Annotated in this window: 21 protein-coding genes; 9 read left to right on the plus strand and 12 right to left on the minus strand. The window is 64.9% G+C overall.

The window, feature by feature from the left end; translation table 11 throughout:
• Window positions 1-44: 44 nt before the first annotated feature.
• Window positions 45-347: a ribbon-helix-helix domain-containing protein gene (locus tag CTR55_RS20945; RefSeq protein ID WP_296288992.1), complete on the plus strand. Its 303-nt coding sequence runs from the start codon at window positions 45-47 to the stop codon at window positions 345-347.
• 312 nt (window positions 348-659) lie between these two features.
• Here CTR55_RS20945 and CTR55_RS20950 read toward each other — a convergent pair whose 3' ends face one another.
• Window positions 660-2,183 carry a fumarate hydratase gene (locus CTR55_RS20950; protein ID WP_296288994.1) on the minus strand — a complete coding sequence of 508 codons (1,524 nt, stop codon included), beginning with the start codon at window positions 2,181-2,183 and terminating at the stop codon, window positions 660-662.
• A 253-nt stretch (window positions 2,184-2,436) separates the two neighbouring features.
• Between CTR55_RS20950 and CTR55_RS20955 the strand changes: the two genes are divergently transcribed.
• The 3 genes from CTR55_RS20955 to CTR55_RS20965 all read left to right on the plus strand — a co-directional run bounded on the left by CTR55_RS20955 (window position 2,437) and on the right by CTR55_RS20965 (window position 5,451).
• The gene (locus CTR55_RS20955) at window positions 2,437-3,564 is read left to right on the plus strand and encodes a GGDEF domain-containing protein (protein ID WP_296288995.1); all 1,128 of its coding nucleotides are present in this window, start codon (window positions 2,437-2,439) and stop codon (window positions 3,562-3,564) included.
• Window positions 3,557-4,495 carry an iron-sulfur-binding ferredoxin reductase gene (locus tag CTR55_RS20960; protein WP_296288997.1) on the plus strand — a complete coding sequence of 313 codons (939 nt, stop codon included), beginning with the start codon at window positions 3,557-3,559 and terminating at the stop codon, window positions 4,493-4,495. Before CTR55_RS20955 ends, CTR55_RS20960 begins: the two co-directional genes overlap by 8 nt.
• A gap of 182 nt (window positions 4,496-4,677) precedes the next feature.
• Window positions 4,678-5,451, plus strand: a complete 774-nt coding sequence (locus tag CTR55_RS20965; protein ID WP_296288999.1) for an enoyl-CoA hydratase-related protein — start codon at window positions 4,678-4,680, stop codon at window positions 5,449-5,451.
• A gap of 631 nt (window positions 5,452-6,082) precedes the next feature.
• Here CTR55_RS20965 and pyk read toward each other — a convergent pair.
• From pyk to CTR55_RS20980, 3 genes are all read right to left on the minus strand, one after another.
• Entirely contained in the window at window positions 6,083-7,534 is a 1,452-nt protein-coding gene (gene pyk, locus CTR55_RS20970) for a pyruvate kinase (RefSeq protein ID WP_296289001.1), read from the minus strand.
• 105 nt (window positions 7,535-7,639) lie between these two features.
• Window positions 7,640-8,548: a universal stress protein gene (locus tag CTR55_RS20975; RefSeq protein WP_296289004.1), complete on the minus strand. Its 909-nt coding sequence runs from the start codon at window positions 8,546-8,548 to the stop codon at window positions 7,640-7,642.
• Between the two features lie 100 nt (window positions 8,549-8,648).
• Window positions 8,649-9,455, minus strand: a complete 807-nt coding sequence (locus tag CTR55_RS20980; RefSeq protein WP_296289374.1) for a tetratricopeptide repeat protein — start codon at window positions 9,453-9,455, stop codon at window positions 8,649-8,651.
• Window positions 9,456-9,584: 129 nt separating this feature from the next.
• Between CTR55_RS20980 and CTR55_RS20985 the strand changes: the two genes are divergently transcribed.
• From CTR55_RS20985 to CTR55_RS20995, 3 genes are all read left to right on the plus strand, one after another.
• Window positions 9,585-9,953 (plus strand): hypothetical protein, encoded by a 369-nt coding sequence (locus CTR55_RS20985; RefSeq protein WP_296289006.1) that lies wholly within the window; start codon window positions 9,585-9,587, stop codon window positions 9,951-9,953.
• A gap of 75 nt (window positions 9,954-10,028) precedes the next feature.
• Window positions 10,029-10,451, plus strand: coding sequence for a DUF4124 domain-containing protein (locus CTR55_RS20990; protein ID WP_296289009.1), 423 nt, complete (start codon window positions 10,029-10,031; stop codon window positions 10,449-10,451).
• A 60-nt stretch (window positions 10,452-10,511) separates the two neighbouring features.
• Complete coding sequence (locus tag CTR55_RS20995; protein WP_296289010.1) at window positions 10,512-10,871, plus strand: PilZ domain-containing protein; 360 nt, start codon at window positions 10,512-10,514, stop codon at window positions 10,869-10,871.
• 71 nt (window positions 10,872-10,942) lie between these two features.
• Here CTR55_RS20995 and CTR55_RS21000 read toward each other — a convergent pair whose 3' ends face one another.
• From CTR55_RS21000 to CTR55_RS21030, 7 genes are all read right to left on the minus strand, one after another.
• Complete coding sequence (locus CTR55_RS21000) at window positions 10,943-12,271, minus strand: DUF58 domain-containing protein (RefSeq protein ID WP_296289012.1); 1,329 nt, start codon at window positions 12,269-12,271, stop codon at window positions 10,943-10,945.
• On the minus strand, window positions 12,268-13,284 hold the full coding sequence (locus CTR55_RS21005) for a MoxR family ATPase (RefSeq protein WP_296289013.1): 1,017 nt from the start codon (window positions 13,282-13,284) through the stop codon (window positions 12,268-12,270). Before CTR55_RS21005 ends, CTR55_RS21000 begins: the two co-directional genes overlap by 4 nt.
• The gene (locus CTR55_RS21010; protein WP_296289015.1) at window positions 13,281-14,567 is read right to left on the minus strand and encodes a DUF4350 domain-containing protein; all 1,287 of its coding nucleotides are present in this window, start codon (window positions 14,565-14,567) and stop codon (window positions 13,281-13,283) included. The genes CTR55_RS21005 and CTR55_RS21010 overlap by 4 nt, the downstream gene beginning before the upstream one ends.
• Window positions 14,564-16,159, minus strand: coding sequence for a DUF4129 domain-containing protein (locus CTR55_RS21015; protein ID WP_296289017.1), 1,596 nt, complete (start codon window positions 16,157-16,159; stop codon window positions 14,564-14,566). Before CTR55_RS21015 ends, CTR55_RS21010 begins: the two co-directional genes overlap by 4 nt.
• Complete coding sequence (locus CTR55_RS21020; RefSeq protein ID WP_296289018.1) at window positions 16,146-17,132, minus strand: stage II sporulation protein M; 987 nt, start codon at window positions 17,130-17,132, stop codon at window positions 16,146-16,148. The genes CTR55_RS21015 and CTR55_RS21020 overlap by 14 nt, the downstream gene beginning before the upstream one ends.
• Window positions 17,129-17,866, minus strand: coding sequence for an RDD family protein (locus tag CTR55_RS21025; RefSeq protein WP_296289020.1), 738 nt, complete (start codon window positions 17,864-17,866; stop codon window positions 17,129-17,131). Before CTR55_RS21025 ends, CTR55_RS21020 begins: the two co-directional genes overlap by 4 nt.
• A gap of 87 nt (window positions 17,867-17,953) precedes the next feature.
• Entirely contained in the window at window positions 17,954-18,769 is an 816-nt protein-coding gene (locus CTR55_RS21030; protein WP_296289021.1) for a hypothetical protein, read from the minus strand.
• Window positions 18,770-18,910: 141 nt separating this feature from the next.
• Between CTR55_RS21030 and sbcB the strand changes: the two genes are divergently transcribed.
• On the plus strand, window positions 18,911-20,341 hold the full coding sequence (gene sbcB / locus CTR55_RS21035) for an exodeoxyribonuclease I (RefSeq protein ID WP_296289023.1): 1,431 nt from the start codon (window positions 18,911-18,913) through the stop codon (window positions 20,339-20,341).
• A gap of 68 nt (window positions 20,342-20,409) precedes the next feature.
• On the opposite strand, the gene mvaT is transcribed toward sbcB, so the two are convergent.
• The gene (mvaT, locus tag CTR55_RS21040) at window positions 20,410-20,784 is read right to left on the minus strand and encodes a histone-like nucleoid-structuring protein MvaT (protein ID WP_296289025.1); all 375 of its coding nucleotides are present in this window, start codon (window positions 20,782-20,784) and stop codon (window positions 20,410-20,412) included.
• A gap of 258 nt (window positions 20,785-21,042) precedes the next feature.
• Here mvaT and purU point away from each other — a divergent pair, with 258 nt between their 5' ends.
• The gene (purU, locus tag CTR55_RS21045; protein WP_296289026.1) at window positions 21,043-21,894 is read left to right on the plus strand and encodes a formyltetrahydrofolate deformylase; all 852 of its coding nucleotides are present in this window, start codon (window positions 21,043-21,045) and stop codon (window positions 21,892-21,894) included.
• The last annotated feature ends 56 nt before the right edge of the window (window positions 21,895-21,950 follow it).

Here is a 21,950-nt window from a genome sequence, read left to right on the forward strand (position 1 = left end):
CCGACATTTAAACTGGCCCATCCTCGAAGCTGGAGCAGCCGTCCATGTGCGAACTCTATGTAAAGGCCGATCCGATTCTCTATGAGTCGCGCTCACGCTCGCTGCGTATCCGTGGCGTGGTCACCACGCTGCGCCTGGAGAACCAGTTCTGGGACATCCTGCGTGAGATCGCCGAGGTGGACGGCATGAGCACCAACCAGCTGATCGCCAAGCTCTACGACGAAGTGATGGACTACCGCGGGGAAGTGGTGAACTTCGCTTCCTTCCTGCGGGTGAGCTGTACGCGCTTCCTTGCCCAGCGTCGCGACAACGTCGTCGAACTGAGCCGGGTACCACGCAGCGCCTGAGCAATGCACCGAGCTTCCCGTGCAGGAGCGCGCCATGCGCGATCGCGGGCATGGCCCGCTCCTGTGAAAAGCGTGGTGACGGAATGCTTTTCGTAGGAGCGAGCTTGCTCGCGAACCGAGTTACCCCGTAGCTCCAGCGCTGGGCTGTTCGCGAGCAAGCTCGCTCCTACAAATGGTTTCGGTGGGAGTCGCAGCTTGGTAGGGCGGATAACGCTGTAGGCGTTATGCGCCCTACGGAAGCTTCGGCAGAGATTGCGGACAAGAAAAAGCCCGGCACATGGCCGGGCTTTTTCGTGGAGCAGTTGCGCAGGTTTACTGCACTTCCACCGCCAGGCTCTCGGCGATCTTCTTCTGCCAGATGGCGGGGCCGGTGATGTGCACCGATTCGCCATTGGTGTCGACCGCTACGGTCACCGGCATGTCCTTCACGTCGAACTCGTAGATCGCTTCCATGCCCAATTCGGCGAAGGCCAGGACCTTGGACTTCTTGATCGCCTGGGCGACCAGGTAGGCGGCGCCGCCCACGGCCATCAGGTAGACGGCCTTGTTGTCCTTGATTGCCTCGATGGCGATGGGGCCGCGCTCGGACTTGCCGATCATGCCCAGCAGACCGGTGGTCTCGAGGATCTGGCGGGTGAACTTGTCCATGCGGGTCGCGGTGGTCGGGCCAGCCGGGCCAACCACTTCGTCACCGACCGGATCGACCGGGCCGACGTAGTAGATGAAGCGGCCCTTGAGGTCCACCGGCAGCTCTTCGCCCTTGTTCAGCATGTCGACCATGCGCTTGTGCGCGGCGTCGCGGCCGGTGAGCATCTTGCCGTTGAGCAGGATGGTCTCGCCCGGCTTCCAGCTCTGCACTTCTTCCGGGGTGATGCTGTCGAGGTTGACGCGGCGTGCGGACGGGCCGGCTTCCCAGACGATTTCCGGGTAGGCGTCCAGCGACGGTGCTTCCAGTTCGGCCGGGCCCGAGCCGTCGAGCACGAAGTGCGCGTGGCGGGTGGCAGCGCAGTTGGGGATCATGCAGACCGGCAGCGAGGCGGCGTGGGTCGGGTAGTCCATGATCTTCACGTCGAGCACGGTGGTCAGGCCGCCCAGGCCCTGGGCGCCGATGCCCAGCTGGTTGACCTTCTCGAACAGTTCGAGGCGCATTTCCTCGATCTTGTTCTGCGGGCCGCGGGCCTTCAGTTCGTGGATGTCGATCTCGTCCATCAGGACTTCCTTCGCCATCACTGCGGCTTTCTCGGCGGTACCGCCGATGCCGATGCCGAGCATGCCCGGCGGGCACCAGCCGGCGCCCATGGTCGGAACGGTCTTCAGCACCCAGTCGACGATGGAGTCGGACGGGTTGAGCATGGCCATCTTCGACTTGTTCTCGGAGCCGCCGCCCTTGGCCGCTACGTCCACTTCCACGGTGTTGCCCGGGACGATGGAGTAGTGGATCACCGCCGGGGTGTTGTCCTTGGTGTTCTTACGCGCACCGGCCGGATCGGCCAGGATGGAGGCGCGCAGGACGTTCTCCGGCAGGTTGTAGGCGCGACGTACGCCTTCGTTGATCATGTCGTCGACGCTCATGGTGGCGCCGGCCCAGCTCACTTCCATGCCGACGCGGACGAACACGGTGACGATACCGGTGTCCTGGCAGATCGGGCGGTGGCCGGTGGCGCACATGCGCGAGTTGATGAGGATCTGCGCCATCGAGTCCCGGGCAGCCGGCGATTCTTCGCGCAGGTAGGCCTCATGCATGGCCTGGATGAAATCAACCGGGTGGTAGTAGGAGATGAACTGCAGGGCATCGGCGACGCTCTGGATCAGGTCGTCTTGCTTGATCACGGCCATGGAGCACGGTCCTCTTCAGGCAGGGTAAGACAGGCTTGGCGCCTGTTACATCAGGGTTTCGCCGACACGGCTGCGGCGAAAAAAGGCGCCGTAGTATACCGCCGCGGCCGCTCGCCGCGCACCCGCCAGTGATCCGACCTTGGTCCCAGGCGACCTCTGCTCTTCAGAAGGGCCGCCCACATTCCGATCGGCTAGGCACTGCGGCGCTTTGATAGTAGATTGAAGGCTAGGTGCCATTACGGGACGGAGCCCCATGAGCACGCTGAAACCACCTCTGAAGCAGCACGCCTTACAAAAACTACTCATCAGGCGATTCGGCATGGCCCTCGGGACCTATGCCCTGGCGCTTCTATTGTTGTGGTTGGCGGTATTTGGCGAGTTCTATCGTGCACCCGTGAGCTTCGCCGTGACCTGCACCTTGCTGGTCGCCGGCAGCCAGTTGGTGTTTGCCTGGCTGTTCCTCACCGGGCGCAACCAGCGCTTCACCGACCCGAGCATGACCGAGCCTCAGGTGTTGGTGGCTCTGGTCTGGCACACCCTGTTCCTGGCCAATGTCGATACCGCGCGCGGCACGCTGATGGTGCTCTACGTGCTGATCCTGCTGTTTGGCGTGTTCCAGTTGCAGCCCAGGGTCTTCGCGCGGTGCGCCGCGCTGGCCTTCATCGCCTTCGCCGGGCTCAATCTCCACGAAGCTTTTCAGCAGCGCCTGCAACTGCCGGCGCAAGCCGTACTGCAAATGCTGGTGCTGTTCATCGTGCTGACCTGGCTGAGCCTGTTCGCCGGCTACGTGCAGTCGCTGCGTCAACGCATGCGCCAGCGTCGCTATGCCCTGCAGGCACACCAGGACACCCTGCGCGGCATGATGCGCCAGCTCGAAGACCTGGTGGCCACCGACGAGCTCACCGGGCTGTTCAACCGCCGGCACTTCATCCGCCTGGCCGGCCGCGCGCTGGAAGACATGCGTGACGGCCAGCGCCACGGCCTGGCGCTGATCGACCTGGACCACTTCAAGCGCATCAACGATGTCCATGGCCATGCCGCCGGCGACCGTGTGCTACAGACCTTCGCCGCAGTGGCGCGGGCCTGCCTGCGGGAGGGCGACGTGCTGGCGCGTTACGGCGGCGAGGAGTTCGTCCTGCTGCTGCCCAACGCCGATGCCGATCGCCTGAGCACCTGCTGCGAACGCCTGCGGATGGCCTATGCAGCAGCGGAGCCGGTAGGGGTGAACATCGAGAACCTGAGCCTGTCGGCGGGCATGACCCTGCTCGGTGCCAACGACGATCTCGACGAGGCCTTGCAACGGGCTGACCAGGCGCTCTACCGTGCGAAACGCAGCGGACGCAACCGCTGCGATGCCGCATGGGAGTGGACGCGTGCCTGAGATACAGGCCGGATCGCAACGCTTTTCGGTGAGCCCCGGAGTCAACCTGCTCGATGCCCTGCGCGGGGCCGGCATTGCCGTGCCCTACAGTTGCCGTGCCGGCAGCTGCCACGCCTGCCTGGTGCGCTGCACTCGTGGCGAGGTGCTGGATGCCTTGCCCGATGCGCTGGATAGCGCGCGGCGCGAAGCGGGCTGGCGACTGTCCTGTCAGTGCCGGGTCATCGACGACATTACGGTGGAAGCCTTCGACCCGCAGCGCGATGGCCTGCCCGCCACGGTGACTGAACTGGACTGGCTGGCGCCGGACGTGCTGCGCCTGCGCCTCACCCCGCAACGCCCGCTGCGCTACAGCGCCGGTCAGCACCTGATTCTCTGGAGCGCCGAAGGCGTCGCGCGGCCCTACTCCCTGGCCAGCGTACCGGGGCTCGACCCCTGGCTCGAATTCCACATCGATTGCCGCGAGCGCGGTGCCTTCGCCGATTTCGCCCGTGGCCTGAAGGTCGGCGACGGCTTGCGCCTGGGCGAACTGCGCGGCGGCGCGCTGCACTACGACCCGGAATGGCAGGAGCGGCCGCTGCTGCTGATGGCTTCCGGCACCGGCCTGGCGCCGCTCTGGGGCGTGCTGCGCGAAGCACTGCGGCAGCATCATGCGGGGCCCATCCGCGTTATTCACCAGGCCCATGACTGCGCCGGCCATTACCTGGCCGAGCCCCTGCAATCCCTGGCCGCCAGCCATCCGGAGCTGGACGTGGCGCTGATGACCACGGCCGAGTCGGCCGAGGTTTTGGCGCAACTCCGGCTTGTTTCCCGGCGAACCCTCGCCTTACTCTGCGGCCATCCCGCCAGCGTCGATGCTTTCGCTCACCGCCTTTATCTCTGCGGCGTGCCCCGTGGTCAGACGCTGGCCGACTTGTACCTGCCCCACGCCTGAGAGCCAGTTCAACACCTGCTGCGCGTCGGCATAACTGCGTTGGAACCAGGCAGAAAAATGCTCATTTACACGATGTAAGCTCCGCTTTTTCAGCCTGGTTCCGCCTTGTTCTGCTCTAGCTCGCGAGGTGTTGAAAAGGCTCTGAAGCGGTCCTCTCCCTTCAATAAGAACAAGGAATTGCCATGAGCGAACAGATTCTCGTCGAGCGCGAAGAGGGCCTGCTGACCCTGCGCCTGAACCGTCCGGACAAGATGAACGCGCTGACCCGCAGCATGTATGCGGGGCTCGCCGATGCCCTGGAAGCGGCGCAGGAGGATCGTTCGGTGCGTGTGGTGCTGATCACTGGCAACGCCGAGTGCTTCACCAGCGGCAACGATATCGTCGATTTCCTCCAGGAACCGCCGAGCGGCCCGGACAGCGCCGTGTTCCGCTTCATGCGCGCGCTGATGGAGTTCACCAAGCCGGTAGTCGCCGCCGTCGCCGGCCCGGCCGTGGGCATCGGCACCACGCTGCTGCTGCACTGCGACCAGGTGTTCATCGCCAAGGGCGCCAAGCTCAAGATGCCCTTCGTCAACCTGGGCCTGTGCCCGGAGTTCGGTTCCAGCTTCCTGGTGCCGCGTCTGATTGGCCCGGTAAAGGCTTCCAGTCTGCTGCTGCGCGGTGAAGGCTTCACCGGCGAACAAGCCGTGGCCTACGGCATCGCCAACGAGGCGCTGGAGGATGGCGTGGCTGCGCTGGAGCGCGCCCGCGAAGTCTGCCAGGCCTTCCTGCAACTGCCGCCGGCGGCAGTTGCCCTGAGCAAGCGCCTGCTGAAAGCGCCCTTTATCGAGGAACTGCGCCGCGTGGTGGCGGAGGAGGGCCAGCACTTCGTGCAACGTCTGCATTCGCCCGAAGCCCACGAGGCGTTGAGTGCCTTCACCCAGCGCCGCCAGCCGGATTTCTCCAAGTTCCTCTGAGCGGCTCGCTCACGGCGTATAACCGCGAGCGGTTGTACGCCCCACAGGCAGGAAAACCACCTGCACGCCTGACGCACACCCCGCTTATGTCGGATGGGTGGAGCGCAGCGATACCCATGCTGTCCGGTGCGCGTGCGTTGATGGGTATCGCTGCGCTCCACGCCATCCTACGTCGTGCCCTCGGTCACTCTGGTAGGGCGAATAACGCGCCAGCGTTATCCGCCGTGGGATGGCCGGGTTGCCCACACAATCTGTGGAACGCGCTGTGGATAAGCTCTGGGGCAACCCGGCTACCCCACGCCAGCCGTGGCCTGCAGGGGATTGATCGGTATTTGAACGATACCCCGCAGGTTGCCCACATAAGGTGTGGAAGGTGCTGTGGATAAGCTCTGGTGCAACCGCTGCGGGCCAGACACCACGCGGCTTGAGGCGGATTGAGCAAGAATTGAGCTGCCCGCGGAATCCGGCGAAGGGCTCTTCGTAGGAGCGAGCTTGCTCGCGAACCGCTTGACATCGGTGCTGCCGGAGCATGGTTCGCGAGCAAGCTCGCTCCTACCGATACAGCCTCACTCTGCGCCAGAAATGAAAAGGCCGCCCGAGGGCGGCCTTTTCACTTTCACTTGCAGCAGGATCAGACCAGCAGGTCGCCCACGTGCAGCACCTTCATGGTGTTGGTGCCGCCCTGGGTGGTGTAGCTGTCGCCCTTGGTCAGGATCACCCAGTCACCCTTGGTCACCACGCCGCGCTGCAGCAGTGCGTCGACGGCTTCCTGGCTGACACGCTCCGGCGGCAGGGCGGCCGGGTCGAAGGGGATGGTCTCCACGCCACGGAACAGCGCCACGCGGGCCTGGGTCTCGCGGTGCGGGGAGTAGGCGAAGATCGGTACCGAGGAGCGGATGCGCGACATGATCAGCGGGGTGTAGCCGCTTTCGGTCAGGCAGATGATCGCCTTGATGCCCGGGAAGTGGTTGGCGGTGTACATGGCCGCCAGGGCGATGCTCTCGTCGCAGCGCTCGAAGGTCTGGCCGATACGGTGGCTGGACTTCTTGGTGGTCGGGTGCTTTTCGGCGCCGGCGCAGATGCGCGCCATGGCCTTGACCGCTTCCACCGGGTACTCGCCCGCGGCGGATTCGGCCGAGAGCATCACGGCGTCGGTGTAGTCGAGCACGGCGTTGGCCACGTCGGAGACTTCCGCGCGGGTCGGCATCGGGTTCTGGATCATCGACTCCATCATCTGGGTCGCGGTGATCACCGCCTTGTTGTAGCGGCGCGCGTGCAGAATGATTTTCTTCTGGATGCCCACCAGCTCGGCGTCGCCGATTTCCACGCCGAGGTCGCCACGGGCCACCATCACCGCGTCACTGGCGCGGATCAGGCCGTCCAGGGCTTCGTCGTCGGCCACGGCTTCGGCGCGTTCGATCTTGGCCACCAGCCAGGCGGTACCGCCGGCTTCGGTGAGCAGGCGGCGGGCGTATTCCATGTCCTTGGCGTCACGCGGGAAGGACACGGCGACGTAGTCCAGGTCCATGCTCGCGGCCAGCTTGATGTCGGCCTTGTCCTTCTCGGTCAGGGCCGGCGCGGTGAGGCCGCCGCCACGGCGGTTGATGCCCTTGTGGTCGGACAGCGGGCCGCCGATCAGTACTTCGCAGACCAGTTCGTCCGCCTTCACTTCCTTGACCGCCATGACCACGCGGCCGTCGTCCAGCAGCAGTTCGTCACCGATGCCGCAATCCTTGACCAGGTCCGGGTAGTCGATGCCCACGACCTGCTGGTTGCCTTCGGTGCGCGGGTGGCTGGTGGAGAAGCGGAAGGTGTCGCCGACTGCCAGTTCGATACGCTTGTTGGCGAACTTGGCGATGCGGATCTTCGGGCCCTGCAGGTCGCCCAGCAGCGCCACGAAGCGACCGTGCTTGGCAGCGATGTCACGCACCAGTTGGGCGCGAGCGCGGTGTTCGTCGGGAGTGCCGTGGGAGAAGTTCAGGCGGGCGACGTCGATCCCGGCGAGGATCAGCTGTTCCAGGACTTCGGGGGAATTGCTGGCTGGGCCGAGGGTGGCGACGATCTTGGTGCGGCGAAGGGACATGCGGGACTCCTAGGGGAAAGCAGCGGTCAGGCCGCCGTCGGAGCGGGTCCGGAGCGGCCAGGGCGCCATCTTACTCTCTTCAGGTGACTCTTTCAGGTGGCTCTCTCAGGTGCGAGGTCTGATTACCAGCAGATCGCATTCGACTTCCTCGAAGACCCGCTCGGCGGTCTGGCCGATCAGTACATTGTCGAGCTGCCCGCGGGCGACGGCACCCATCAGCAGCAGGTCGATGGCGTGCTCCTTCACGTAGGTCGGGATCACTTCCTCGGCGAAACCCTGGCCCAGCAGCGTGCGCTGGCGGTCGATCTGCGGGTAGTGCGCGAGCAGGGCGTCGAAGGCTTCGCGGTGGTGAGCCTCGGTGCGCAGCACATAGTTATCGTAGTCGGCCAGCAGCTCCGCGTTGAAGGCCAGGGTGTGCGGCAGGGCCATGTAGGCGTGCAGGTAATGGGCGTCCAGTTGCAGGCGCTGTTCCAGTTCACGGGCCACCTTGATCAGTCGATGATCCAGCGCGGCCGGGGCATCGCCGGCATGCAGCGGGTCGACGGCGGCACACAGGTTCTTCCCGGCCCATTCGCCGTGCTGCACCAGCCACAGCGGCTGCGGGCAGTGGCGGATCAGTTGCCAGTCGTGGTTGGTGAGGAACAGGCGCTTGAGCAGGTTGTGGTGGTGTGCGGACTTGAGTACCAGGTCGGGCGTGGTCTGCTCGCAGTGGAGGACGACCTGGTGGTGCAGGGGCTTGCCCCAGCGCACCTGGCAGTGCACGTCGAGGCCGGTTTCGCGAAGCGGCTCGGCCAGCTGTTGCAGCCAGCCCAGGCGCTCGTCCAGCAGGTTCTGTTGGGCAACATCCAGATCGCCGCGCTCCAGCAGCAGGGCGTTGTCCAGCGCCGCGTTGTACACGCAGGCCAACAGTTCCAGGCGTGCGCCGCAGCGCTGGGCGATCCAGCGGGCGCGGGTGAGGGCGGGCTGGTCCTCGCGGGTCGGGTCGATGATGACGAGCAGGTGCTGCAGCTTCATGGCGGAGTCCTCGCTTGCTCTGCGCTCATTGCAGAGCAAGCGTAGACACTGGCGCCGGCCACGTGTCTTGACGTGGCTCAGCGGCCCGCGGGCTTTGTCGTCAGCTGCGTGGCGAGGTCTGGTTCAGCGCGCGGTCCAGATGCCGGGCGCCCTTGTCGGCCAGTTCGCCGTTGGGGAATTCGGCGAGCTGGCGGCGCAGGTAGGCAATGGCCTTTTCACGGTCAGGGTGCGGGTTGTCCTGCGCCATGTACATCAGTCCCAGCTGGTACAGCGCCTTCTCGCGAATGTCCGCCGGGATGGCCGGATCGTTGGCGCCCAGCAGGTAGAGCTGCGCGGCCTCGTCGACGCGGTCCTTGAGCACGGCGCGGCGCGACAGCAGGGTCATGTCGGGGTCGAGGGTCGGCTTGTTCAGGTCGAGGTTGTACTGCGGCTGCCAGTCGGCCAGCAACTGCTTGGCGGTCTTCTGCACCGGGTCCTTGGCGCGCTGGCGGATGATCAACTGGCGGGCGTCGGCGTGCTGTGCGGCCTGGGTGCCGGGGAATTCGCGGTCGATGCGCTGGAAGTAGTCCAGCGCCTTGGCATCGTCGCGCTGGTCGTTGTAGCGGCTCATGTAGATCAGGCCGATCTGGTACAGCGCGATGGCGCGCACCTCCGGGCCGTAGCGGGTGTTGTCGTAGCCGGTGAGGTAGAGGTGCTCGGCGTCCGCGCTCTTGCCATCGCGAATAGCCTGGGCGCTGTAGGTGAGCAGGTCGCCTTCCTCTTCCACGGCGGCGGTCATGCGCTTGTTCTTGAGCTGCTTGTACTCGGCCACTTCACCGGTGGTGATCTGCGCGACGAACAGCGGAGTGGTCGGCGCGCAGGCGGCCAGCCAGGGCAGTAGCACGGCGAACGGCAGGGCAATCGACATGGCAGTTGAGAGGGGGGGGACGAAACGCATGGCAGCTCCTTTGCGCCAGGGCGAAGTCCAAGTGAGTCTAGTGGTGGGCTACAGTCCGGCCAAGACGGGCCGATACACTTCCCAACGGAGGATATGCCCATGCGAACCCTTTTCCTCGCGCTGCTGGCGCTGAGTGTTACCGGCTGCACCAGTTGGTCGATGAACTATCACCTGAACAACGCCTACCGCGCCTACAAGAGCGGCGATTGCCCACGGGTGCAACTGGAGCTCTCGGAGACCGAGCGCAAGGCCCGCGCGCGGCCGTGGATCCAGCCGGAAATTTCCATGCTGCGCGGGCAGTGCCTGGAGCGTGAGAAGTTCTATGTCGACGCCGCACAGACTTACCACTTCATCATCGCCCGCTACCCCACCAGCGAGTATGCTTACCGCGCCAAGGCCCGGCTGGAAACGCTGCGGCTCAACGGCCGGCTGCCCAACGACCTGCGGATCGAACCGGCCACTCGCTGACCGGTGGTCGCAGGCTGACTTGAGTGGCGCCCATAGCTGGCTAATCTGTTGGGTGACTTCACGGAGGAGGTACGAATGCGCGCCCTGTGGCTTTGTGCCTGGTGTTTCCCCCTGCTTGCTTCGGCGGATATCTACCGCTGGACCGACGCTCAGGGAAAGGTGCACTTCAGCGAAACACCACCGCCTGGGGCGCAACGCGTCGAGGTCAAGCCGCAGGTCGTCGAGCGCGACGCGGCGACCCGCGAGCGGGAGGAACGTACTCGCCGCTTCTACGACGCGCGCCGTGACGAAAGTTCTTCCGACCAGAACCGCGCGGCGCAGCAGCAGGCCCAGCTGAATCAGCAGTGTGCGCAGTGGCGCCAGGAACTGGAGTCGCTCAGCCAGGGTGGGCGCTATTTCACGCAGGACAGCGCAGGCGAAAGAACTTACTACAGCGATGCACAGATCGACGCCGCTCGTCAGGCGCTTAGCGCTCGGCTGGCGGAAGGTTGTCGTTAGGACTGGCCCTGCATGGGCAGCATCGTCATACTGGACGATATCTCATAGCGAAACGCCATTATGCGTCATCAACGACATATCGAGCGCCATCAGCTGCCCTATTACCTGAAGGTGTTCAACAGCATCACCGACAAACCGATGGGTTACCTGGGAAACGTGTCGCTGGACGGGCTGCTCCTGATCAGCCAGTTGCCAATGCTGGTGGGTGGCCGCTTTGAAATGCGCCTGAAGATTCCCGGGCAGGACGGCAAACTGCAATTGATCGAATTTGCCGCCACCTGCCAGTGGTGCCGCGAAGACGTCAATCCGGGCCATTACGATTCGGGCTTCAGCCTGGCGGCGCCGCCGATGGAGTACGTCGAACTGGTCGACGCGCTGCGCCGTTATTTCAGTTTTCGCCGGCAGGTGGAGTCGGTCTGAAGCGCAGGACGCGCTGACCGATCTGTACGGTGTGGGACGCCAGGGAGTTGGCGTCCGGTTGTGGCGTCAGGTTACAGCGCGCCAGCCTTTTTCCAGCCCAGGTAGCGGCTGATCAGTTCCGGCCCCAGCTGGCTCGGCCGCGTGTCGAGCACCGGCACGCCATGGGCTGCCAGCTTCTCGTGCAGCCCGGCGCGGGCGTTCAGGTAATCCACCGCGCCGCAATAGGCCAAAGCCTCCTCGAAACCTTCCACCGGCGCCTGGCGCAGGCGATCCAGCACTTCCTCGCGCAGGCTCGCCACCAGCACGCGGTGTTGGCGCCCCAGGCGTTTCACCGCGGCCACCAGTTCCTCGTCATCCTCGTCGCGCAGGTTGGTCACTATCACCACCAGCGCGCGGCGGCGCTGGCGCGTCAGCACGGCCTGCACGGCGGCGGGGTAGTCTGCCGGGCGCTGGCTGCTGCGCAGGTCGTAGACACTGTTGAGCAGGGCGGTGAGCTGGGCGCTGCCCTTGGCCGGCGGCAGGTGTCGCGGCTGGTCGCTGGCGAAGGTCATCAGACCCACCGCGTCGCCCTGGCGCAGGGCGACGTAGGCCAGCAAAAGGCTGGCGTTCAGCGAATGATCGAAGTGCGAGAGATCGCCGTCGTGGCTGCGCATGCGCCGGCCACAGTCGAGCAGGAAGAGAATCTGCTGGTCGCGCTCGTCCTGGTATTCGCGGGCAATGGGGGTGCGTTTGCGCGCGGTGGCCTTCCAGTCGATCTGCCGCAGGGTATCGCCGTCGCGAAATTCGCGGAGCTGGTGGAAGTCCAGGCCGAGGCCGCGACGCTGCCCGGAGCGCACGCCGATGCGGTTGAGCCAGTGGTCGACGGCCATCAGTTCGGCGCCATGGAGGCGGGCGAAGTCCGGGTAGACGCGGGTCTCGTCGCGTTGCTCCAGGTAGCGTCGGCCCTTCCACAGGCGCAGCGGGCTGGACAGTTCGACCTCGCAGCGCTCGAAGACGAAGTGCCCACGGGACAGTGGCCGCACGCGGTAGCCCAGTTCGGTCTGTTCGCCGGGATGCAGCTCAACGGTCTGCGGCAGGTACTCGAATGCCATGCCGGCGGGCAGGTGGTCGAACACCGTGATGCGTTGTGGCTGGGCATAACGGTGATGGAATTGCAGACGCACTTCGCTCCAGCGGCCCAGCGGCAGGTTGCCGCTGAGCTGGCGGCGCAACTCGGGCGAGGGCGTGCGGCGCAGCCACAGCGCATCGGCCAGCGCCAGCAGGATCAGCGCGCAGAGCGCGCCCCACCAGAGACGACCGAGCAATGCCGAGCCCGAGTCCAGTGCCTCGGCTGCACCCAGGGCGATGGCGATTGCCAGCAGGATGCCGAGCAGCACGAGGAGCGTGCGCGATGGCTTCATATGCGCGGCGCCGGTACCTGGTCGAGCAACTGTTGCAACACCTGGTCTACTGACAGGCCTTCGATTTCCAGCTCCGGGGACAGGCGTACGCGGTGGCGCAGGACGGCCAGGGCGCAGCCTTTCACGTCATCCGGGACGACAAAGTCGCCGCTGCGCAGCAAGGTGCGGGCGCGGGCGCAGCGCACCAGGGCGATGGACGCACGCGGCCCGGCGCCCAATGCCAGCCCTGGCCAGTTGCGGGTGGTACGGGCGATGCGCACGGCGTAGTCGAGCACCTGGTCATCGATGGGCAGGTCGGCGGCGATCTTCTGCAGGGCCAGCACGTCCTTGTCCTTGAGCAGGGCGCGCATCGGCGCCACGTCGAGCATGTCGCTGCGCGCCGAGCGGGTGACCTGGCGCACCAGGGTCTGCTCCTCGGCCTCCAGCGGATAGTCGATGCGCAGCTTGAGCATGAAACGGTCGAGCTCGGCTTCGGGCAGCGGGTAGGTGCCTTCCTGCTCGATGGGGTTCTGCGTCGCCAGCACCATGAATGGCTGCGGTACCGGCAGGGCGCGGCCTTCGAGGGTGACCTGGCGTTCCTGCATCACTTCCAGCAGCGCGGCCTGGGTCTTGGCCGGCGCGCGGTTGATTTCGTCAGCCAGCAACAAGTGGGTGAACACCGGGCCCTTGCGCAGCTTGAACTGCTCGGTGGCGAGGTCGTAGACGGCGTGGCCGGTGACGTCGCTGGGCATCAGGTCGGGGGTGAACTGGATGCGCGCGAAACCACCGTCGAAGCAGCGGGCGAGGGCGCGTACCAGCAGGGTCTTGCCCAGGCCGGGAACGCCTTCGATGAGCACGTGGCCGCCAGCGAGCAGGGCGGTGAGCACGTCGTCGATCACCTCCTGCTGGCCAATCAGGGCCTTCTGCAGTTCGTGGCGCAGCGCCTGGGCCAGCTGGCTGGCGCGCTGGCGCTGGGCGGCGGCATTGGGAGCGGTGCTGGCGGTGGTGCCGGGCTGTTCAGGTTGGTCACTCATAGGGCATTCCTGAGGCTTTGCAGGTGCGCGACCTGGCGGGTGAATTCGGCGACGGCCATGCGCTGTTGCGGATAGGGGCGCATGGCCTGGCTGATGGCACTGACCGACATGCGCGTCATGCGGCCCAGAGCTTGCCATTGTTCGGCGACCGGCAGGCGGTCGAAGCCGGGCTGGCGCTGTCGCGCCCGGCGCATGACGTCACGTTGCAGCCCTTGCAGCAGGGCGAGTTGGCCGCGCTGGCGGAGGATGAAGTCGGCGCCGGCGCGCAGGTGTTCTTCCAGCTGTCGGCGGCTGCGGTCCGGGTTGGGTTGCAGCGGTCCCTGGCGCAGGCCGTTGCGCCAGAGCACCAGTGCCAGCAGCAGGACAGCGGCCAGCAGTGCCTGCGGGAAATGGCGCATCAGCAGAGTCATGAGGCTGGTGCCGTCGGCGCGGTAGACCAGGGTGACGGCGCTGTCCTGGGTCAGGTACCAGAGCAGCCAGGCGTTGTCGTAGTCGTCGAGCTGGCCGTTCTGCCAGATCCAGTTGTCGGTGAGGACGGTGATCAGCCCCTGGCCTTGCTGCAGTTGCAGCAAGTGGGTGGAATCGCTGCTGTTGGCCCAGGCGTAGGCGAGGTTCTTCGAGTCGAGCAGATGGTAGTCGGTGTCGAAATCGAAGTAGGCCGGCGCCTTCTCGTTCTCCAGGTAGAGCTTGGTCAGGTTCGGGTACGGGTCCGTTTCCTCCGCCTCGTTGTCGTGGGCGCTGGAGGGCTGGTCCGGATGTTCTTCTTCCACTTCCGGTTTGGCGGCGTCGTCCTGCGTCTGGTCTGTGGACGCATCCGCAGGCTTCTCGTCGGTCGGGGCGGATTTCTCGTCCTTGTCCTTCAGGTCGGCGGTGAGGAATTGCTGCACGCCCAACTGGTCCAGCAGCAGGTCGCCACTCTTGCCCTCGTCCTCGTCCCACAGGCTTTCGGCGGTGACGATGAGGTGCCCGCCGCGATTGGCCCAATCGAGCAGGCGGGCAGTCTGGGACGGCGTGATGTTCTCACGGGTGCCCAGCAGGATCAGGGTCTGGCCTTTGCTCGGCAGTTGCTCCAGCACTTCCATGCCGCGCGCGGTGGTGACGCGGATACCGCGACCGCGCAGGTAGACTTCGGCGGCAAGGTAGGGGTTGGCGCGAACCTCGGGCGACGGGCCATGCTCGATGGTCTCGGTGTAGGGCTCGAGGTGGCGGTAGAGGTAGTAACCAAGGCCGCCGAGCACCAGCAGAACGAGCAGCACCAGCAGGGCGAGATTGCGGCGCTTCATGGCTGCACCTCTCGGCCGAACAGGTGGCGCCATTCGTCACACAACTGCTGCTTGAGCCCGGCCGGGGGGGCGCGATGACCGTAGGCGAGAGCCTGCCACTGCTGGGTCAGGCTGCGGGCGAAGTTGTCCAGCGGCGGGTCGTTGAGGTCCGCCACGCGCACCAGGACTTCGCCTTCGGTGGTCGACTCGCGCAGCGGCACGCGGAAGTCGTGCAACAGGCGGCTGAGCAGGGCGCGGTAGAGCAGGCCGAGTGCGGCGCGTGGCTGCTCGTCCCACAGGCGCTCGGCTTCGCTGGCGACGTCGCTGGGCAGGGTTTCCGGCGCCAACTCCAACCCGAACAGCACGCTGGGCGCTTCGCGGCGCGGCTTCTGTGGCAGGCCGATGCGCCCGACGAACAGCCGCAGCCATTGGCGATAGCGCCAGATGACCAGGGCGATGACGGTGAACAGAATCCCCCAGAGCAGCACTTCGATGCCTTGCGCGGCGAACTTGAAGGCCTTCCAGTTGCCCAGCGCCTCGAAGAAGCTCTTCAGCCGCTTGGCCTCGTCCGGGTCTGCGGGTTTCTGTTCTTTCTTGTCTTCGTGCAGGCGCCAGTTGGTGACCTTCTCGCTGTTCTTGAAGGGGGGCGCGGTGAGGATCTTTTCCGCTGCGCTGCGCGAGTTTTCGCTGTTGAGTTTCTGCTGGGTCAGCCGCGCGCCCTGCGGGCCGTCGGGGTTCTGGTCGGGCAGCGGGCAACTCTGGTTGGCCTTGCTGCCGGTTTCCGGACCGGCAGCCAGTGCGTCGTTGCTCGGCAGCAGTGCGAAGGCGCCCGCCACGATCAGCAGCAGGGCATAGGCGCTGCCGATCAGGCGCTGGCGCAGGCGGCGGAACACCAGTTCGATGTCCCAGGCTTCGAGCTCGGTGCGGCGATTGAGGTAAAGCGTGAAGCCACAGGCGACGTACACCGGCTCCCAGACAATCAGCAGCAGCGCGTAGATCAGGTTGCTGACGTGCTCGAGCCACGCCCAGTCGCCCTGCGCCACGCTGATCAGCGACTGCCATTTCCAGTCGTCCACCCACTGCTGCGGCAGCATCAGGTACATCAGCACGGTCAGGCCCAGCCACAGCGCCAGCTCGAAATGCATGCCGACGATGGTCAGCCAGGTGGCGCCGCCAGCATTGCGTTGACCGAGTACTACCAGGCGCTGGCTGCGTGCCTGGCCGTTGAGGCCTTCGAGTTGCAGGACTGGTAGGTCGAAGCTGCGCGTCGGGCTCAGGCGGCGCCACAACAGGCTGGGCAAGAGTTGCGACTTGAGCAGGCCGGGGAAGGCTTTGAGCGCCTCCTTCAGCGTCGGTGTATCGCCGAACAGCGAGCGCGACAGGATGTACAGCGGCAGGCGTTCGAACGCGGGTTTGAGCCACCAGAAGATCAGCACGGCCCAGCTCGAGTAGTTCCACAGCAGCACGGACAGCAGCACGAATACTGGCAGGGTGACGATCGCCCAGCTGGCCATCAGCAGGCCGGCGTGACGGCGTGCCAGCAGGATGCCGAGGTCCAGCGCCTCCCAGGCGCTGCGCGGGCGGATGGCAACGCTGGCGTCAGTCAGGCGCATGACGTTCCCGTCCGGCAAAGAGGAAATAGCTGCCCACCAGCAACCACAGGCAGGCGCCGACGATGTACTTCACCGTCGCCGAGAACTGCGTGACGGAGGACCAGTAGCCCTCGACGAAGGCGGCGATCAGCAGCATCAGGATCACCCCGCCGATCAGTTTCACGGCGCGGGCGGCGGCCTGGCGCAGGGCTTCCAGGCGGCTCAGGCGGCCGGGGGCAAGCAATGCCCAGCCAAGCTTGAGACCGGCGCCACCGGAGAAGGTGATGGCGGTCAGCTCGAAGGCGCCGTGACCGATGACGAAGGACCAGAAGGTCTCGATGTAGCCGACCTGGGTCAGGTGCCCGGCCACCGTGCCGATCACCACCCCGTTGAACAGCAGGAAGAACAGGCTGCCGACGCAGAACAACAGGCCGCTGGCGAAGGTCTGAAAGGCGATGCCGATGTTGTTCATGATGTAGTGGCCGAACATCTGCCAGTCATCCCCGGCATCGCGCGTGCTCATCGGGCCCAGGCGCGAGGTGTCCGGCGAGTACATCGACTCCATCTCGGACACCCGCTCCGGCGCCATGACGCTGTAGACCAGGTCGGGGAAGTGGTAGACCAGCACGCCCATCAGCAACAGGCTGCCGTAGAACAGCAGGCTGGCGATGGCGATGCAGCGCCATTCCTCGCGCACCAGGCGCGGGAAACCGGCGACCAGGAAGCCGAGGATACGTGCGCCAAGGTGGCTGCGGTGGCGGTAGAACTGCTGGTGCCCGCGCATGGCGAGCTGCTGCAGTTGGTCGATCAGGTGGCTGCTGTAGCCGCGCTCCTGGGCCAGGGCGAGTTGCTGGCAGATGCGCCGGTAGTCGGCGGCGAATGCTTCGGGCTTCTCGGTGGATTCCTGGCGCTTGCCACTTTCGAGTTGCTCCAGGCGTTTGGCGAAACGTTTCCAGGCGCCCTGATGACGCTGTTCGAAGAATGCCTGCTTCATGGATGGCCCGCCCCGTTGCCGAGCAAGCCGCTGGCGATGCGGTTCAGGCGCGCCTCCGCCTGCTCGGGCGCAACGGCCAGCGGTTGCGCGAGGATGGCGGCCAGCTCTTCACGGCGTGCGGCGGAAAGCTGTGTGCCGCGTTCGGCGAAGCTCATCAGGGCGCGCTGCTCTTCCAGGTTCAGGGGCCAGGGGGCGAGTTCAGGCGTGGTCTCCGGTACCTGCGGGCGGCTTGGCGGCGGGTCGCGGTAGATTACCAGGGTGCCCGCGGCGAGATCGCCCAGGCGCTTGAAAGCGGAGTTGGACAGGCAACTGAGCAGCCCGAGCGTATAGGCAAACGGCAGGATGTCGACGAAGCGCAGCAGGTTGCGCAGCAGCGAGGCAGACCAGCCAACCGGCGTGCCGTCATCGTGCACCACACGCAGGCCCATCACCTGCTTGCCGGGCGAGCGACCCTGGTTGAGCACTTCGAAGAGCACCATGTACCACCAGGTCATGATGAAGGTGAGAATCAGCCCAAGACCGGTGCCCAGTTCGCCGAGGAACGCCAGCAGCATGAACAGCGCCACCATCAGCAGCACGCGAATGCCCAGGTCGATCAGGTAGGCGAGGGCCCGAGGAACGACACCGGCGGGACGCAGCAGCAGGTCGATGCCCTCTGGAGTCTCTACGTGGTAGTAGGTGTCCAGGACGGGGGCGTGGGGAGACGCGTTGGAATAAAGGTCTGCTGGGCTCAAGGGAAACCGCTGTCGAAGGCTGAGAGCCAGATGCTAGCCAGCGCGGTGCGGCGAGGCAACCGCGCTGGCAGGCTCAGGCCGATTTGATCACTTGGCCGGCGGCAATACGCCGAAGATGGTGCGGTAGAGCACACCGATGGCGACGATCAGCCACGGCAACACCCAGATCAGCGCGATGCCCAGGGTCAGGGTGCTGAGCATGAACAGCAGGCCGAATACCAGCAGCAGGCCGAAGACCTTGAACCAGTGCTGAGTGATGGCCTTGCGCGAGACTTCCATGGCTGCCCAGGGCGACAGGCCACGCTCGACCACCAGCGGGATGGCGAGCATGTAGGCGATGCTCAGGTAGATGCCCGGCAGCACGAAGAGGAAGTAGCCGATGAAGATCATGATGGTGCTCAGCAGCACGCAGACCACCACCTGGAAGGTACGGCCGAAGTGGCTGAAAACTTCGTTGAAGCGCAGCGGCTGGTCGGCAGCGCGGCGGATGCCGAGCATGTTCACGCCCGCCAGCAGCGGGTAGCAAACGGCGGTCGCGATGAAACTCAGGACGATGGAGCCGATGAAGAACGCGACCAGCGCGCCGACCGCCATGCCGCCGGCGGCTTCGCTGTCACCGAGCAGGCCCATGCCGGCGATCCCGGCGACACCGACCACGGTGAGGAACAGGCTGAGCAGGTTGACGAGGGCGAAGATCGCCGCATAGAAGACCACGAAGCCGCCGATGATCAGACCCTTCGCGCCTTTGGTGCGGCGCCAGGATTCGCCCAGCAGGTCGCCGAGGCGGAAGTTGTAGCCGCGGGTCAGGGCGTCAGCGATGGAAGGTACGGAGCCTTGCGCAGCGCCCGGCTCGAGGTTGCTCAGCGGGGCGCTGTAGGGATTTTGTGCGGCAATGTCTTGCATGAGGAAAGTCCTTTCCAGTGAGTGTCCTTGCGATGCCCATCATAAAGGCGGGGGCTGGCTAGGTGCCAGCGAGGCGTTTTGGAAGTGTGGTGGGTCGCACTGTTAGACTGCGACGCACTCGCTTGCAGGCAAGGAAAAACGATGAACGCCAGCATCTTCTGGTACGACTACGAAACCACCGGCATCGACCCGCGCCGCGACCGTCCGCTACAGGTCGCCGGCATTCGCACGGACGAGAACCTCAATGAGATAGGCGAATCGCTGAACCTCTATTGCCGGCCCAGCGACGACATCCTCCCGCACCCGGCTGCCTGCCTGGTCACTGGCATCACTCCCGATCGCCTCGAGGAGCGCGGCCTGGGCGAGGCCGAATTCATGACCCGCCTGCACGCTGAACTGGCGCAGCCAGGAACCTGCGCGGCCGGCTACAACACCCTGCGTTTCGATGACGAGGTGACGCGTTACAGCCTCTACCGCAACTTCTTCGATCCCTACGCTCGGGAGTGGCAGGGCGGCAATAGCCGCTGGGACCTCATCGACATGGTGCGCACCGCATACGCCCTGCGCCCGGAAGGCATCGTCTGGCCCGAGCAGGATGGCGTCGTCAGCCTCAAGCTGGAACGTCTCACCGCGGCCAACGGCATCGACCACGGTCAGGCGCACGATGCGCTGTCCGACGTGCGCGCCACCATCGCCCTGGCGCGGCTGGTGCGCGATCGCCAACCCAAGCTCTACGACTACCTTTATCGCCTGCGCGGCAAGCAGGGCGTGCTGGACCAGGTGCGTATGCTGCAGCCGATGGTGCATATCTCCGGCATGTTCTCCGCGGCGCGACACTATCTGTCCGTGGTGCTGCCGCTGGGCTGGCATCCGCGCAACCGCAATGCGCTGATCGTCTGCGACCTGGGCGTGGATGTTTCTCCGCTGCTGGAGCTGGATGCGGAAACCCTGCGCAAACGTCTCTACACGCGCCGTGACGAACTGGCCGACGGTGAATTGCCGGTGCCGCTGAAGCTGCTGCATATCAACAAATGTCCGGTCGTGGCGCCACTGTCCGTATTGCGGCCGCAGGATTGCGAGCGCGTCGGCCTGGATCTCGACGCCTGCCGGGCGGCGGCCCGTACACTGACCGAGGCGAAAGCGATCTGGCAGGACAAACTCGCGCCCTTGTATGCCGAAGAAAGTTTCGCAGGCAGTGAAGATCCCGAGCAGCAGTTGTATGACGGATTTATCGGTGACCGTGATCGCCGATTGTGCGAACAGGTACGCCGGGCCGATCCCGCGCGGTTGGCGAAAGAACAATGGCCATTCGACGATGCACGACTTCCCGAACTTCTCTTCCGTTATCGGGCGCGCAATTTCCCGGAAACTTTGAGTGCCACGGAACAGCAACAATGGCAGGACTTCTGCCGTGCCCGCCTGAGTCAGGCCGAGTGGGGGGCGCCGAATACTCTGGATAACTTTGCCGCGGCAATGGGCGAGCAGCTGGTCAATGCCTCACCGGCCGGCCGTCTGGTGCTGCAAGAGTGGGAGAAGTATGCGCAGGTGTTGCGCACACGCTATAGCCTGTAGCGCCGCGCGCTTTCCTGAAGGCATAAAAAACGCCAGCGCAAGGCTGGCGTTTTTTATGCCCACAAGGCTTAGCCCAGCAGTGTGGCCCAGCCTTCCACGGCTTCGGCGCCCCACTTGGCTTTCCACTCCTTGAGGGTCTTGTGGTTGCCGCCCTTGGTTTCGATGACTTCGCCATTGTGCGGATTCTTGTATTGCTTGACCTTGCGTGCGCGCTTGATCACGGTGGTCTTTGCGGCGCGCGGCGATTTGCTCAGCTTCGCGTCCGGATCGAGCAGGGCGATGACATCACGCAGGGACTTGCCATAGCTGGCCATCAGCGCACGAAGTTTCTCTTCGAACTCAAGCTCTTTCTTCAGCTTGTCGTCCTGCTCCAGGGATTTCAGGCGCTCCTGAAGTTCCTTGATGGCTTCTTCGGTAGCGCGGTACTCGTTGATCAGCGACATGTTGGGTACCTTGTTCTGTGTCCAGCGGTGGCGGATAGTTTGTAGCAGACATAATAGTCAGCGAAGTTGTTCAAGTAAATGCTTGGGAAAAGTTTTGTCGGTAATTGTCGACGTATTTAACTAATTCATTCACGGATAATTAATCGATGCACTCGCAATGCACCGAACTGACTCTCGTCGGCGCCCCGCGGCAATGGCTGAACTTTTCCCCTTGAGCCGCTAGAATGGCGGCCTTCGCGATGTATCTGGAGTACACCCATGCGCACTTTTCGATTGGTGATCGCCTGCCCCGACGGGGTCGGCATCGTCGCCAAGGTGAGTAATTTCCTGGCCACATACAATGGCTGGATCACCGAGGCCAGTCACCATTCCGACAACGACAACGGCTGGTTCTTCATGCGGCATGAGATTCGTGCCGACTCCCTGCCATTCGACATCGACGGTTTCCGCCAGGCCTTCGCGCCGATCGCCCGCGAGTTCTCCATGGAATGGCGGGTCACTGATTCTTCGGTGAAGAAGCGCGTCGTACTGATGGCCAGTCGCGAGTCGCACTGCCTGGCCGACCTGCTGCACCGCTGGCACAGTGGCGAGCTGGATTGCGAGATCCCCTGCGTGATCGCCAACCACGATGACCTGCGCAGCATGGTGGAGTGGCACGGCATTCCGTACTTCCATGTCCCGGTGGACCCGAAGAACAAGCAGCCTGCCTTCGAGCAGGTCTCGCGCCTGATCGACGAGCACAAGGCCGATAACGTGGTACTGGCGCGTTACATGCAGATCATCCCGCCGGACCTGTGCCAGAAGTATCGCCACCAGGTGATCAACATCCACCACAGCTTCCTGCCCTCGTTCATCGGCGCCAAGCCGTACCACCAGGCTTCGCTGCGCGGTGTGAAGCTGATCGGTGCGACCTGCCACTATGTGACCGAAGAACTGGACGCCGGCCCGATCATCGAGCAGGACGTGGTGCGCATCAGCCACCGCGACAACATCGAAGACCTGGTGCGTCTGGGCAAGGACGTGGAGAAGCTGGTGCTGGCCCGCGGCCTGCGCTACCACCTGGAAGACCGCGTGCTGGTGCACGACAACAAGACCGTGGTATTCGACTGATCCACCCGGTCTCGTTCCAAACTGGGTACTCCGCATGCTCCGCCGTCCTCTGACGG

The organism is Pseudomonas sp. (assembly GCF_002796985.1).
Taxonomy (GTDB): Bacteria; Pseudomonadota; Gammaproteobacteria; order Pseudomonadales; family Pseudomonadaceae; genus Pseudomonas.